General features: G+C 54.8%; 12 protein-coding genes. All 12 read left to right on the top strand.

Annotation, left to right across the window (positions count from 1 at the left end; translation table 11 throughout):
• Positions 1 to 138 precede the first annotated feature (138 nt).
• The 12 genes from MHI24_RS13795 (at position 139) to MHI24_RS13740 (ending at position 13,593) form a co-directional block, all read left to right on the top strand.
• Positions 139 to 2,856, top strand: coding sequence for a stalk domain-containing protein (locus MHI24_RS13795; RefSeq protein ID WP_340026684.1), 2,718 nt, complete (start codon positions 139 to 141; stop codon positions 2,854 to 2,856).
• 55 nt (positions 2,857 to 2,911) lie between these two features.
• The gene (locus tag MHI24_RS13790) at positions 2,912 to 4,069 is read left to right on the top strand and encodes an ATP-binding protein (RefSeq protein ID WP_340026157.1); all 1,158 of its coding nucleotides are present in this window, start codon (positions 2,912 to 2,914) and stop codon (positions 4,067 to 4,069) included.
• 4 nt (positions 4,070 to 4,073) lie between these two features.
• Complete coding sequence (locus MHI24_RS13785; RefSeq protein ID WP_340026155.1) at positions 4,074 to 4,796, top strand: response regulator transcription factor; 723 nt, start codon at positions 4,074 to 4,076, stop codon at positions 4,794 to 4,796.
• A 270-nt stretch (positions 4,797 to 5,066) separates the two neighbouring features.
• On the top strand, positions 5,067 to 5,495 hold the full coding sequence (locus tag MHI24_RS13780) for a glycosyltransferase family A protein (protein WP_340026154.1): 429 nt from the start codon (positions 5,067 to 5,069) through the stop codon (positions 5,493 to 5,495).
• Between the two features lie 372 nt (positions 5,496 to 5,867).
• The gene (locus tag MHI24_RS13775; protein ID WP_340026683.1) at positions 5,868 to 7,913 is read left to right on the top strand and encodes a helicase-related protein; all 2,046 of its coding nucleotides are present in this window, start codon (positions 5,868 to 5,870) and stop codon (positions 7,911 to 7,913) included.
• Between the two features lie 99 nt (positions 7,914 to 8,012).
• The gene (locus MHI24_RS13770) at positions 8,013 to 8,888 is read left to right on the top strand and encodes a ComF family protein (protein WP_340026153.1); all 876 of its coding nucleotides are present in this window, start codon (positions 8,013 to 8,015) and stop codon (positions 8,886 to 8,888) included.
• A gap of 143 nt (positions 8,889 to 9,031) precedes the next feature.
• On the top strand, positions 9,032 to 9,439 hold the full coding sequence (locus MHI24_RS13765) for a TIGR03826 family flagellar region protein (RefSeq protein ID WP_340026152.1): 408 nt from the start codon (positions 9,032 to 9,034) through the stop codon (positions 9,437 to 9,439).
• A gap of 206 nt (positions 9,440 to 9,645) precedes the next feature.
• Positions 9,646 to 9,933: a flagellar biosynthesis anti-sigma factor FlgM gene (flgM, locus tag MHI24_RS13760; RefSeq protein WP_340026151.1), complete on the top strand. Its 288-nt coding sequence runs from the start codon at positions 9,646 to 9,648 to the stop codon at positions 9,931 to 9,933.
• 12 nt (positions 9,934 to 9,945) lie between these two features.
• A complete protein-coding gene (locus tag MHI24_RS13755; protein WP_340026149.1) occupies positions 9,946 to 10,446 on the top strand; it encodes a flagellar protein FlgN in 501 nt (166 codons plus the stop codon).
• Positions 10,447 to 10,484: 38 nt separating this feature from the next.
• Complete coding sequence (gene flgK, locus MHI24_RS13750; protein ID WP_340026148.1) at positions 10,485 to 12,080, top strand: flagellar hook-associated protein FlgK; 1,596 nt, start codon at positions 10,485 to 10,487, stop codon at positions 12,078 to 12,080.
• 13 nt (positions 12,081 to 12,093) lie between these two features.
• Positions 12,094 to 13,011, top strand: a complete 918-nt coding sequence (gene flgL / locus MHI24_RS13745; RefSeq protein ID WP_340026147.1) for a flagellar hook-associated protein FlgL — start codon at positions 12,094 to 12,096, stop codon at positions 13,009 to 13,011.
• Between the two features lie 18 nt (positions 13,012 to 13,029).
• Complete coding sequence (locus tag MHI24_RS13740) at positions 13,030 to 13,593, top strand: DUF6470 family protein (protein WP_340026146.1); 564 nt, start codon at positions 13,030 to 13,032, stop codon at positions 13,591 to 13,593.
• Positions 13,594 to 13,653 lie beyond the last annotated feature (60 nt).

The raw sequence follows: 13,653 nt of genomic DNA, 5'->3' as shown, positions 1-13,653 counted from the left end.
TCAAAATCGCAACTTTTCGGGCCGGAAACAGTCTATTAAAGGTATAGGCTATTACTATGAACTGGTGTCCGTAACTAGATAGCAAGATAGAAGAGTACACACAGATGGGAGAGTTATACTGAAATGAATCAGCTTGACATGGGGAACAAGAGTACTGGACAAGCACGGGAAAAGCAATGGCTGCCTGCCAAAAAGTGGATTGCCGCTTCTATTGCAGGTGTTATATGGATCATGCCGGTTGTCGGGAGCGAAGGTGCAGGATGGCTTGGGACAGGGGCTGCGCCGGTAGCGCAAGCTGCAGCTGCATCCTTCTCAGTGACCAAGCTGAGTGAAGAGGTGATCACTTCCGGTGCGATGATGATGAAATATAAATTCAAGACGACCCGTTCCGGGAAAAGTGCCACAGGACTGGCCAGCGTCATCCGTGTCGATCTCAATAATCCTTATGTATCTGTAGATGTTATGACCGGCAAAGGCGGAAATCTGACGACCCGGCAGAGCACCGGGGGGATGGCTGCGGAGACCGGAGCCGTCGCCGGGGTAAACGGCGATTACTTCAACACCGGCGGAGAAGGCGCACCGATTGGCGGCCAGGTATCCGGCGGTGTGCTGATGTCTACGCCATCGCAGCTGAACGGAATGTATGCTTTTGCTGTAACCAAGGACCGCAAGCCGCTGATTGATGAATTCACCTTCGAGGGCATGCTGACCGCAGAGGACGGCTCCCAGTTCCCGTTATCCGGGATCAATAAAGGGGCGTACAATCCGGAAGGCGGCAGTTCGACATACAGCCATGCGAATGCAGCTTACATCTATACGGATGCATGGACAGCGCTGGAGCGGCCGAAGAACAGCTCAACTACACCGACAGAGGTGCTGGTCGAGAATGATACGATTACCCAGATCTCGCTGGATGCGGCCCTGCCGATCACGGTGCCCAAGGGAGCCTATATTCTGCGGACGCACGGTCTGGCTGCCCAGTTCGTCAAGGCTCATCTGGCTGAAGGGCAGAAGCTAAGCAGCACATACAAGCTCCGCTCCAAAACCACACAGCAGGACCTGGACCCGTCCACCCTGCAAATGATGATCGGCGGGCATACGATTCTCGTCAATAACGGCAAGGCAGCGTCCTTCTCCCGTTCGACCAGCAGCATCGGCGGATACCGGGCGCGTACAGCGCTGGGCTACTCCCAGGATGGAAGATATGTGTATGTCATTGCAGCGGAGAAGAACAGCAACAGCGCCGGGCTGTCCCTGACAGAGCTACAATCCTTCATGACGAATATCGGGGTATGGAAGGGCATGAATCTGGACGGAGGGGGCTCTACCACGATGGTAGACCGTCCGCTGGCTGAGACCGGAACGACCCTGACGTTCAATACCGAATACGGCAAAGAGCAGCGCACCGTCGTTAACGGCGTTGGCGTATACACGAATGCTCCGCAAGGGGAAGTGAAGGGAATTAAGATCAGCGGCAGCCAGACCCTCTTAATCGGGCAAAAGGCCACGTATTCCCTGAAGGGCTATGATACGTATTACAACCCGATTGATGTAGCGGCAGCGAACCCGGCTTGGAGCTCCAGCGGCGGCAGTGTGACGGTGAATGCGGGAGAAGCAACGGCCGTCAAGCCGGGAACGGTCAAGCTGAAGGCGACCAGCGGAACGGCAACTGCTGAGACCCAGGTCACTGTGCTGGGCGGTGAAGACCTGTCCGGATTGACGATCGGGACAGCGACGGCACCGCTTCAGGCGGGAGCCTCCGTATCCGTGCCGGTCAGCGCAGTGTCCAAGAGCGGAGCGACGATCGCTGTTCCGGCAGGAGCCCTGAAGTGGGAGTTCATCGGCTTCAAAGGAAGCGTAGGTGACGGGAAGCTTAATGTCGAGGCTGTTGATCCAGGCGTGACCACGGGATATGCCATTGCCCGTTATGACGGATTCAGCACCGCTGTAGTCCTGTCGACTGCGGCAGCAACGGCCTGGGAGGATTTCGAGAATACCGCCTACCCGATCGCGTTCACTACGAATGCAGCGGGGGTTACCGGTACAGCAGCAGTGGCTCCGGGCAGCGCAGAGCGCGCAGGCTCGAAGGTTCTGTCGCTTAGCTATGATATGACACAAGGCACCGGCAAAATGTACGCATACGCCCAGTTCAACGGCACAACCGGCAAAAATATTCCGGCGGCGGCAACCTCAATGTCGGTGGACGTCATGGGTGACATGAGCCTGAACTGGCTGCGTGCAGAGCTGACGGACGCCGGCGGAAAGACGGCCTATATTGATCTGGCCAAAGTGATCGACTGGAATGGCTGGAAGACGCTGAACATCGACCTGTCCGGCTCAGGGATCAAATTCCCGGCGTCCCTTAAGAGACTCTACGTGGTAAATGTTGAGGAGGGCCAGGATGAGCGGGCGAAGACGGGGACAGTTGCTTTTGATAATATTTCCTTCGTCATGCCTTCACTCTCCAGCGAAGCAGGCCTGCCGAAAGGGACGGCGTCGATGAGTATCGGCTCCAAGTCGATGACGGTGAACAGTGCCAAGCGGGCCATTGATGCAGCGCCGGTGATGAAGGACGGCAGCACGTATGTGCCGATCAAATATGTGCTGGACGCCTTCGGCGGCAATGCGGTGTGGGATGCGAAGACCAAGTCCATTCTGGTGCTGCGCGGCTCCAAAGTGCTGGATCTGACGGTGAACAAGAAGGAGTTCATCCTGAACGGGAAACGGCAGAGTGCGGAAGTAGCCCCTTTGATCCTGAATTCCAGGACTTTAGTACCGCTCCGGCTCGTGTCCGAACAGCTTGGACTCACTGTAAAATGGGAACAGAACACGAAGACCGTAACGATCGAATCGTGATATGTTAATATAAAGGAAAGGCTAATACGATTCGATAGAAATGGGGCCGGCATCCGTGGAATTTCAGGCCGATGCGATTGATCGCGTCATTAAGAATACCATCGACGTGATGGAGAGCAGCAAGTATCAGATTTTTGAAATATTGCAGGTGGCACGTGATGAGCTTGCTGCACTCAACAAGGAACTGCAGCGGGTTATGGAAGAAACGGATGAAACCATGCAGAAGGTAGACAAGCTGGAGCAGCAGTACCACCGCTCACGAATCCGGCTGACCGAGGTCAGCCGGGATTTCGTCCGGTATACCGAGAAGGATATCCGGATTGCATACGAGAAGGCCACCGAGCTGCAGCTGGAGCTGATGATGGCCAGGGAGCGGGAGGTCTATCTGCGCAGCAGACGCGATGAACTTCAGATGCGGGTCCGCAGTGTCGAAAATTCTGTAGAACGTGCCGAATCAATTGGTTCGCAAATGAGCGTTGTCCTGGAGTATCTGTCCGGAGAACTAGGCCAAGTGACGCGAATTGTCGAATCTGCGAAGAACCGGCAGATGATCGGACTCAAGATTATCCTGGCTCAGGAAGAGGAACGGAAGAGAATTGCCCGGGAAATTCATGACGGTCCTGCTCAAATGCTGGCGAATCTAGTCCTAAGGACGGAAATTGTAGAAAGAATGCTGGTGAAGCAGGAATTTGGGCTGGTACAAGCCGAAGTATTAGATTTGAAGGGACAGGTCAGATATAGCCTGGAGGAAATGCGCAAGGTGATCTTCAACCTGCGTCCGATGGCGCTTGATGATCTGGGGCTAATCCCGACGCTGCGGAAGTATGTGCATGATTATGAGGAGAAGACGAAGATCCGGACCTCTTTTGAAACGAGGGGCAAGGAGCACCGGCTGTCCTCAGCTATGGAAGCAGCGGTATACCGGCTGGTGCAGGAGGCTCTGTCCAATGCGGCCAAACACGCCTATCCCAGCTATGTACTGGTGGAGATCACGTATCAGGCCCAATTAATCAAAATCGTCGTGAAAGACAATGGATTAGGCTTCAATGTGAAGAAGATCAGTGAGCAGGCCAACCGCGAAAGCTTCGGTCTGGTGGGAATGCGTGAACGTGTGGAATTGCTGGAGGGACGAATGGAAATCCAATCAGCCGAGAACCAGGGCACAACAATTGTTATTCACATTCCGACGAATGTGGAAAAAGGAAAGGAGTAATGTGATGGAGAACCAAAACTCTGGCAAAGCGCCCATCAAAGTTCTTTTGGCCGATGATCATCAGCTGTTTCGTGAAGGGCTCAAACGTATTCTGAATATGGAGGATGACATCGAGGTTATCGGTGAATGCGGGGACGGCATCCAGGTGCTTGAATTCTGCAACGGCAACAAGCCGGACATCGTGCTGATGGACATCAATATGCCGGTGGAGAACGGTGTGGAGGCGACGCAGAAGCTGCGCGAGATGTTCCCGGATGTTAAGGTCATTATCCTCTCGATCCATGATGACGAAAGCTATGTATTTGAGACGCTGCGCAAGGGAGCCAACGGATATCTGCTGAAGGATATGGAGGCCGAGTCGCTGATCAATGCGATCCGTTCCGTGTGCGAGGGGCATGCTTTTATCCACCCGAAGGTGACCGGCAAGCTGATCAATCAGCTGCGGCGCATGACGTATCTTAATGAGACCGGTGCAATTGCCGAGACGGCTGTGAAGGAAGCTGGCGTGAAGTTTGTCGCAGGCGACAACAATCCGCTGACCCGCCGTGAAGCTGAAGTGCTGCGGCTGATGGCCGAAGGCAAGAGCAACAAGATGATCGGGGAATATCTGTTTATCAGTGAGAAGACGGTCAAGAACCATGTCAGCAGCATTCTGCAAAAGATGGAAGTGGACGACCGCACGCAGGCAGTCATCAATTCGATCAAATATGGGTGGGTAACATTATAGCTCCTCGCATAACCGTTTAACTGAGCGTTTTGGAGAATCCCAAGTGATCCTTTTCTAACGGTACATAACTTGCTTGCAGAAGGTTGCTGCAATCATAGTATTGTTTCAGTCGCGCTATATTTGAATTTTGCAAAATGCTGATTTAAATTTGTACCCTAAATCTGCGTTTACTGTACAGGTCCTCCCGTCCGGGCGGGTTCCTGCCTCTGGGCTGTCACCGTCCTTATTATGCCGGCATATAGTGTGGGTATAAGAGGGAGGTGCATCTTCATGATCGCCCAGTTAATCTGGATTATGTGTATTTATGCATCGGCAGCAGCCCTTGTTCATCTCCTGCATCATCAGGGAAAGACCCGGGCAGCAGCGCGGACGGGAAAGCGGCTTCATTATATTCTGATTACCCGCAATCACGAAGCCGTCGTGGAGTGGTATCTGCGGGTATTGGCTATCTACGCTTTCTGCACGGGCAGACCGCTGCAGGTTACGGTTGTGGATGACGGTTCAGAGGACGGAACGCTGGCCGTTGCCTCAAGAATGGCCTATCACAGCTCCTCGATTGAATGCGCTCCTGCAATGCCTCTGCCCACTCTCTTGGGCGGCAGCCAGCTGGTGGATCTGCGGGCCCAGGAGCCGCTGCTCCCGCTGCGGATCATGCAGCTGCCGGGAAGCAGGGGAGAACGATCCAAGCCAGGCAAATGACAACTACATCGGACGGTTACGGGTGAAGCACACTCTCCAGGAATGGGGTAGTGTGTTTTTTTGTTGTGTGCGGAAAGTGAATATGGGTGGGACGAGGGTGAGGGGGGATGTATGCGGAAAAACGAATACATTGGGGGCGTGAGGGTGCGTGGGCTGAATGTGTGTGGAAAACCGAATACAATTTGTTCGCGGGAAGGTGCGAGGGCCAGATGTATGTGGAAAAGTGAATATAATGGGCAGCGCGAGGGGGAGTGGTCCGGATGTATGTGAAAAAGCGAATACAATGGGCGGCGCTAGGGTGCGTGGACTAAATGTATGCGGAAAACTGAATACAATTGTTTTGGGAAAAGGGAGGAGGCGGAAAGGTTGAAGGTGGCTGTTTATGCGGTGGAGCTTAGCGGGGAGTGGGTAACTAAAGTTTCTCTGAGTCTGACGGTAGATGAATGGTGGTGGGCCGGGGAAGGAGGGGATGTGGAAGGCTGGAATAGTTGCCCCGCGGACCGGATGGTGCTGCTGTCCAGGTCTATGCCGCTGGGCTGGGCGGTGAAGCTGGCAGGCACTGGCCGCTTCACGGTCAAGACGCAGAGCTGGAAAGAAGAAGACTGGAGGAAGTACGCCACAGCGATCTTGAAGGCGGAGATTCGGGCGGAGCGGGAGGCTGGCGGGCAGCGGGAGGGTTGGCCTTTTGAAGAGATTGAAGTCTGGAGGCTGGATTCAAATGAATGGGCAGGTGGGAGAGAGACAGGACAGGCAGATCATCGGCGGGCGAATGTGCGGAAGCTAGGAATAGGAAACACACTTGGGAGTCTTGCAGCGGGTGCAGATCGGCTGACGGAAGCATTTGAGGGGCGCTCTCTGCTTGCGGGCGAAGCAGAGGCTCTAGTAGCCGAGCGGTTGCCTGAACTGGCGGAGCACTGGATGGCCGCAGCGCAGCTTGCTTATCTGCAGGGACGGCTGCAGCTGGAGGCGGCTGTTGGGGGTAGCCAGGCGAAGCAGGGCAGGAGGTGGATGTGGGAAAGAAGAGTGCTAGAGAGAGTGGATCTTGGAGCGCAGGGGCGGAGGAGTAAAAAGGTGCGGGGAGCGGGCGCGCTGGCGCGGCTGCGCACCGCGCTTGCCCTGCGCGGCGCTGCCGCCCGCCGCGCCACCCCCCGCTGCCTGCGCTGCGGCAGCGTACCCACGGGCCGCACCGCCTGCGCTGCGTGCGGCCTTACCGGCTGCGCCTACTGCGAGGCCTGTCTCGGCCTCGGGCGCAGCCGGGCTTGCGCGCTGCTGCTGCGCAGCGCGCCGCTGCCGGCCGTGCGTTGCACGGCCGGCTCCTCCCCCACCGTTGCGGCACGCCGGTGGGGGCTTAGCGCAGCGCAGGCGGCTGCCGCCGCCGCTGCGCTGGGGTTCCTGGCGGAGCCGCGCCAGCGCTCCGCCCGCAGGGGCCCAGAGCGGTTCCTGCTCTGGGCGGTGACGGGAGCGGGGAAGACAGAGATGATCTTCCCGCTCCTGGAGGCTGCGCTCGCCGCCGGAGGGCGGGCGTTGATCGCGACGCCGCGGCGCGACGTCGTGCTGGAGCTGGCGCCGCGCCTGGCGAAGGCCTTCCCGGCGCACAGCCCGGCCGTGCTGTACGGCGGCAGCGAAGACCGCTGGCGCCGAAGCGGCATAACGCTGGCGACGACCCACCAGCTGCTGCGGTTTGGTCAGGCCTTCGACTTGGTAATAATTGATGAAATTGATGCGTTTCCTTTTCACAACGATGCCATGCTCGATTATGCCGCGAAGCAGGTCTGCAAGCCCGGGGGAGCATTCATCCTGCTATCAGCTACGCCGCCAGCGGAATTGCAGCGCCTGGCCCGTGCCGGACGGCTGCCGCATGCGAGGGTCCCGGTTCGTTATCACGGCCATCCTTTGCCGGTTCCCCGACATATCCGGATGCCGCCGCTTCATCGCTCCTTGAAGCAAGGGAGGCTTCCGGGAAAGCTGGTATCGGCATTGCAGCGGTCGCTTGAGCGTGAGGCGCAGATTTTTGTGTTCGTCTCGCGGATCGCCCATATCGACGAATTGTTACAGCTTTTGCGGCGTGTTTTTCCCGGAATTGCTATAGAAGGAACCTCTTCACAAGATCCGGCTAGGGCAGAGAAAGTGCTGGAATTCCGCAACCGGGCGATCTCTCTGCTCGTTACCACTACGATCCTGGAGCGGGGAGTGACCGTACCGCGCAGCGATGTATTTATTCTGGATGCGGACAGCGGGCTGTTTGACGAAGCGGCCCTCGTCCAGATGGCGGGACGGGCGGGGCGCTCCGCAGATGATCCGGCTGGACAGGTGATCTTCGCTTCAGCGGAATGGAGCAGGTCACAGCGCGCAGCGATCTCCCAGATCCGCCGGATGAATGCCATTGCCCGCAGGCAAGGCTACCTGAGGCCTCATTAAGACGTACTTGTCCCGACGCTCCCTCTTCAGTTCCGAGATTCCCCCGCCTCTTTTCGTTTTATCCTGTAAATACATACTTTACTGTCAAGGAGGACTCCAATGAATCCCCTGATGTCCTGGATGAAGCAAGCCCGTCTGCTGGTTGCGGCTTCGCTGCCGGAGTGTCTTTTTTGCCTGAGAAAAGCTCCCCCATCCTCAGAGTTACCCAGTGTCTGCCAGAGCTGTTACAACCACATCCCGTGGATTTGCTCCCCCCGCTGCCAGACCTGCGGACGCCCAGTCGGCTGTCCCGATTGCAGCCGCAGCCGTGGCCCCGTACCGATCCAGTGCAACCGCAGTGCAGTGAGCTACAACAGTGCAATGCGCGAAATACTCGGCCAATATAAATATAGAGGGAATGAACGGCTTGCGCCTATACTGGGTCTGATGCTCGACAGAGCTTACGCCATGCTGCAACAAGAGCAGAGCGAGCGGCAGCGCAGCCTTAATCTGCCTCATCCCGCGCCTAGCCTTCACTTTTCCCTATTCCCCAAAAAGCATCGCCCCTCAGCGCCATGGCAAGCGGATCTGCTGGTTCCTGTACCGGTGAGCGCGGCCCGTCTGGCAGAGCGGGGCTTCAATCAGGCGGAGCAGCTGGCCGCAGCCATAACCCGGCGCAGACATATGCCGCAGCTTCCCCTACTGGTCCGTACCCATCACACCGCCAAGCAGAGCTTCAAAAGCAGAAGCGAACGGCTGGCCGACATGAAGCACGCTTTTACCGGTAATAGGGATTCAGAGGTTCTTCAGAGTCTTCGCAGTCTAAAAGATGCTATTAACTTGCAGGCTGAACAGCGTCCGCTGCAAATCATCCTGATCGATGATATCTATACCACGGGAAGCACCATCCGCGCTTGTGCCGAAGCACTGCAACAGCTCTGCGGCAGCCTGGGCTGCACTGCGGAGATCTATGCGCTGACCTGGGCGCGTTCCTAGCGGCAGCAACTCCTCCCAAGTCTCAATAAAACCGCTTCCCTGGCCGATACTAAACATAGACGGATCTCCGGCGATCATGTAATCTTAGTAGCATAGGTTATTCATGAATTGTGCAGAATGACAGGAAGGGAGCAGCGGTTGAGATGAATGTGGATAATTGTCCGAGATGCGGCCGTTTATATGTGAAGAACTTGATGAATCTGTGCCAGCCGTGCATCAAGGAGCTGGAGCATCATTATGAGATTTGTGTAGAATATCTCCGCAAAAATAGAGGCACCAACATACAGGAACTGTCTGATGCAACCGATATTTCGATTAAGGAGATCACCCGTTTCATCCGGGAGGGCCGGATTTCCATCGCCAACGCCCCCAATATGATGTACCCTTGTGAGGTGTGCGGAACCCTGATCCGGGACGGGCATATGTGCGACAGCTGCCGCAGCCGCCTGACCAAGGACCTCGCCAATGCTGCCAAGGAGAGTACCGGGGAGAACACTCCCGCCAAGAACTCGGAGGCCGCCTACCGCGCCGTGGACAAGTTCCGTAACTGATTAATTCTGCAAAAAAACGCTTGCAGCTATAAACAATGTTTCAACATGGGCCGATAAACTTAGTAAAGATTATCGGCTTTTTTATAAATATAAGGAGTTTATATGTTCCACACGATAACTTATCCTTATATTTCGCGCTGAAACGGAGCCTTCTTTATAAAAGAAAGGCAAAGCCGTTTCCACTTGACAAGAAGGAAGGTGAAGTTATGAAAATTAACGAGACCGGACGAATTAATGCAATTAATCCCTACCAACGAAGTGCGGAATCGCAAAGGCAGGATCTGATGAAGAAAAGTACACGCAAGGATGAGGTATCGATATCGGATGAGGCGATCAAGCTGCTTCAGGCACAGAAGAGCGGCCAGATTGACGCTGAACGCGCGAACAAGATCGAGAGCCTGAAACAGCAAGTATCCGCAGGTACCTACCAGGTTGACGCAGCCAAGCTTGCGGCGACACTCGCCCCCTACTTTAAGCCATCCTCCGAGAATTAGGTGAACACACCCATGACCCTTACAACATTATTGGAAGTACTTGAGCGGCTGGACGAAGCGCATGTGCAGATGCTGGAGCTGGCCGCCGTGAAGAAGCAGACGATTATGGACAACAAGGTGGACGGTCTGATCGAGATCCTCAACCGGGAGTCCAAGCTGATGAAGGTAATCGGACAGCTGGAAGAGCAGCGTGCAGAAGCAGCCTTTGCGTTCATGCAGGGGGTTGGAATCCGTTCGAATCTGAACCTGAATCTGACCGAGCTGTCCCGCCTTGTATTTGATCCCGAAGACAAATCGCGCCTGCAGCAGATTCAGCAGAAGCTATCCGGCACATTGCAGCGTTTGAAGCAGGCCAATGAGCTGAACCAGAAGCTGATTGAGCAGTCGCTTACCTTTATAGATTATTCCCTGGATTTGCTTGTCGGAAGACCAAATCAGGAAATGACGTACCATCATCCGTCCGACAAGGGCAGCAGTGTGATGCGGCAGGGGCTTTTTGATGCCCGTGGATAACGCTGCACCGCAGCAAGCACAAGGGAGGAACCAGTAGCATGACATCGACATTCCATTCCATTGAGACCGCAAGACGAAGCCTGTTCACCCAGACCGCTGCGCTCAATACAACCGGCCATAACATTGCCAATGCCAATACAGAAGGATATACCCGCCAGCGTGTGAACATGAAGGCAGCCATCCCGATTGAGGCCTATGGTCTGAATAACTCAACGATGCCGGGACAGCTGGGAACCGGGGTTGAATTCACCTCCATCGAACGGATTCGCGAGATGTTCCTGGATGACCAGTACCGGGGGGAGAACTCGGCAAGCGGCAACTGGAGTATCCAGTCGGATACGCTGGATAAGCTGGAGGCGATTGTGAACGAGCCTTCGGATACCGGTATCCGTACCGTTCTGGATAATTTCTGGAAGTCCTGGTCGGACCTCAGCAAGAATCCGGAAGATCCCACCGCGCGCAAGATTGTGGTGCAGACCGCCCAGGCTCTCACGGATGCCATGAACTACATGAGCACACAGCTCAGTAATCTGGACCGCGATCTCAGCACCAACATCGATGTGAAAGGCAGAGAGATTCAGAGTTATCTGAACTCCATCGCCGACCTGAACCAATCCATCTCCAAAATAGAAGGCATGGGTGACAAGGCCAACGATCTGCGCGACCAGCGAGACCTGTTGACGGACAAGCTGTCCAAGATCGCGAACATTACGGTGCTGGACACCGATGCCGGATATAATATCTCCCTCGGCACACAGCCGCTGGTTCAAGGCGCAACCGTAAGCGCTACTGTAGACAGCACGTTTCTAAATACAGCCTATGCCTCCGGCGATCTGAAGGCTGGTGAGGCGTACGGCATGCTTTTTTCCAAGAATACGTATGTAGCAGATTACCGAAAACAGCTCGATACTATGGCTAATACCATAGCTAACGGTGAGGTGCAGGTAACCATTCCGGCAGGCTCTACCTTGCCTCAAGGCTACACCGTGTTAAGAGATTCAGAGATTATTAATGCGGACGGAACACGCACAACTTTGACCGCAGGAAGCACAGTTCCCAGCCCGTTGTCAGGTGATCTGAAGACCACCGTTATGGGTCTCAATGGGCTTCATCAGATGGGATATGCCTTGAATGGAAGCTCAGGCCGGCCGTTCTTTACCTCCTCCGTAGCGGGTGAGCCGATCACTGCCGCCACTCTCAAGCTGAATCCTGAAATTGCCGCTGACCCTTCGCTGTTCGCTACATCACTGCGCACGGCTACGGACAGTTCAGGCAATGTATCGGTTGTCAAAGGGAATAATACATTGGCGCTCCTATTCAGCAATATGAAAGACAATAGTACCTTCTCCACAGCAGACGGCTCCAAGACAGGGACGGTGGGATCATACCTCAGCTCGATGGTTGGGCAATTGGGGATTCAATCCCAGGAGGCCACGCGCCAGGCGAGCAATGCCGATTATCTGGTGGACCAGGTGAGCTCACGGCGCCAGTCGGTCAGCGGAGTATCGCTGGACGAGGAAATGTCCAATATGCTGGTATTCCAGCACGCCTACAGCGCAGCAGCCCGTTTTATGACCACCTATGATGAGTTGCTCGACAAATTGATTAATTCTACCGGCACGGTCGGAAGATAAGGAGGACCATACAATGATTAGAGTTACCTCCAATATGATGAGCTCGCAGCTGCTGCTTAACCTGAACCGCAATGCGCGCACCATGAACGATACACAGCTCCAATTGGCCAGCGGCCGCAAAATCAACAAGCCCTCCGATGACCCGGTCGGCATCACCTATTCCCTGCGCTACCGCGCCGAGCTGTCTTCTAACGAGCAGTATACGAAGAACGTGGACAGTGCGCTGTCCTGGCTGGATTATAACGACACGGTATTGGGACAGGCTGGAGACGTGATTCAGCGTCTGCGCGACCTGACGGTGCAGGCTTCTACCGGCAGCAATCCGCAGTCTGCACTGGACAGCATCAACGAAGAAGTCATGCAGCTCAAGGAACAGCTTGTGGACATCGCGAACAGTAAGCTGAACGGGAAGTATATTTTCAATGGTGAACAGTATACGACGAAGCCTTATGAATTCGCCAAAGGCTCGGACGGAACCTATGATACAACTCTTCCGGTGACGACAGACACAGGACAGATTCAGTATATTGTCGGTGAAGGCGTGCAGATGCCGATCAATCTGACCGGTAATGCGGTATTTGGTGCTACTGGCGAAGCGGATAATATTTTCTCCATTATTAATAGTCTCTCCACTGCTCTGAAGGCTGGAGATATCACTGGCATCTCTAATCAACTGGACAAAATCGATACCCGCACCGAAACCATCCTGTCCGCACGCTCCGAGATCGGGGCCAAGACGAACCGCGTGGAGCTGATGCAGGACCGTTTGAGCGATCTGAACATTAACCTGACAGATCTTCAGGCCAAGACAGAGGATGCAGATTATGAAGAGCTGATCATGAAATCGAAGATTCAAGAGAATATCTATAATGCTTCGCTGTCTGTAGGGGCAAAGATTATTTCTACAACGCTTGTAGACTTTATCCGGTAACGGAGGGGGTTCTTACAGATGCAACCTATTCTACAAATCCGGCAGACCCCTGCACGGATCGGTATAGATGCAGACATGGGATCATTCTCTATTACTCAGCCGAAGGCCGAGATGCGGATTACGACCACACCAGGTGAACTTACAGTTCAATCCACGCCGCCCGAGCTTATGATCGACCAGACAAGAGCACGCGCCGCTTATAACGGAGGCAGTGTGCTAGATATGAACCGCAGAATCTACTCTGGTATTCAGCAGCTATATCTTCAGGCTATTGCCCGCAGAGTCGAGCAGGGAACGCGGATGGCGGAGTTCTTCAAGCCCGGCAACAGCATTGCCGAGATTGTCGGTACAGATACCGAGCCGAATTCCTTCCCCGAGCCCTGTGGTCCAGCGTCTTATAATAATGTTGATCTGCATTATACAGCCACGCCGCCAGAGATTAACTTCAGGCCGGCTACTGTGGATATCCAGATCGAGAGGCACCGCCCGGAGACCGAATATACACGCGGCAAGCTGGATATCTATATGCAGCAATATGCTTCGATTCAATTTATTCCGCCGGAATTGAATGTTCAAATGTAAATGAGCTAAGCTAAGCTATGGATGTGCTGTATGCGCCTCGATAGCTTTTCTGTTATCTAT

The sequence above is a fragment of the Paenibacillus sp. FSL K6-1096 genome (assembly GCF_037977055.1).
Classification (GTDB): Bacteria; Bacillota; Bacilli; order Paenibacillales; family Paenibacillaceae; genus Paenibacillus_AQ.
Note: the sequence above shows the minus strand (reverse complement) of the source record. Positions and strands in the feature narration are given on the sequence as shown.